The following is a 1315-nucleotide window of genomic DNA, read 5'->3' on the forward strand; positions in this document are numbered from 1 at the left end:
GGTGCGCGGCAAGCCTCGGCCTTCAGGCCGGGGAAGGATAGCGCGGACGCCGTAGGCGTCCCATAGGCCAAGCGTATCATTTCGCCCATGCAACGTCTGCAAGCCTTCAGATACGAACTGATGCCGACCGGCGAACAGCAGCGCCAGATGCGCCGCTTTGCCGGGTCGTGCCGCTTCGTCTTCAACAAGGCGCTGGCGTTGCAGAAGGAACGCTACGAGCAAGGCGAGAAGAAGCTCGGCTACGCCGGCCTGTGCAAGCTGCTCACCGAGTGGCGCAATGGGCCTGAAACGCCGTGGCTGGCCGATGCGCCTGTGCATCCGCTGCAACAAACGCTCAAGGATCTGGAGCGCGCTTACGCCAACTTCTTCGCCAAGCGGGCCAACGTCCCGCGCTTCAAGAAGAAGGGCCAACACGACAGCTTCCGCTACCCCGATCCGAAGCAGATCAAGCTCGATCAGGGCAACAGCCGTATCTTCCTGCCCAAGCTCGGCTGGGTGCGCTACCGCAACAGCCGCGAGGTTCTGGGTACGGTGAAGAACGTTACCGTCAGCCAGTCGTGCGGCAAATGGTTCGTGTCGATCCAGACAGAGCGTGAAATTCAAGCCCCAGTGCCCAAGGCCACCAGTGCCGTGGGCATCGACATGGGCGTGACACGCTTTGCCACGCTCTCAGACGGCACGTTCTACGCGCCGCTCAACAGTTTCAAGCGGCACGAAGACCGCTTGCGCCGTGCGCAGCAGGCGATGAGCCGCAAAACGAAGTTCAGCAACAACTGGAAGAAGGCGAAAGCCCGCGTCCAGAAGATTCACGCCCGGATCGGTAACGTCCGCCGCGACTACCTGCACAAGGCCACGACCACGATCAGCCAAAACCACGCGATGGTGTGCATCGAGGACTTGCAGGTGCGAAACATGTCCAGGTCGGCGGCAGGCACAACCGAGAATCCAGGCAAGAATGTTCGGGCCAAGTCCGGTCTGAACAAAGCCATCCTCGACCAAGGCTGGTTCGAGTTCCGCCGACAACTGGGCTACAAGCTGGCATGGGCCGGCGGGCATCTCATCGTCGTGCCGCCGCAGAACACGTCGCGGACGTGCCCGGCCTGCGGCCATGTGTCGGCGGACAACCGCCAGACGCAGGCCCGGTTTCTGTGCGTCGAATGCGGTTTCGCGGAAAACGCCGATCTGGTCGGCGCGATCAACATACTCAGGGCGGGACACGCCCGTTGCGCCTGTGAAGTGAGCGGTGCAGTCATGCCGCCAGCAGCAGGAACCCACCGAAGCGACTCATTCCGGCTCGATGCCGGGGTGAGCGCCG

General features: G+C 62.7%; 1 protein-coding gene. It reads left to right on the plus strand.

The features are described 5' to 3' along the window. Positions 1 to 87: 87 nt before the first annotated feature. On the plus strand, positions 88 to 1315 hold a 1228-nt coding region (locus Tfont_RS14345; protein WP_143969930.1), incomplete at its 3' end, for an RNA-guided endonuclease InsQ/TnpB family protein.

It is taken from the genome of Tepidimonas fonticaldi (assembly GCF_007556755.1).
GTDB classification, from domain to species: domain Bacteria; phylum Pseudomonadota; class Gammaproteobacteria; order Burkholderiales; family Burkholderiaceae_C; genus Tepidimonas; species Tepidimonas fonticaldi.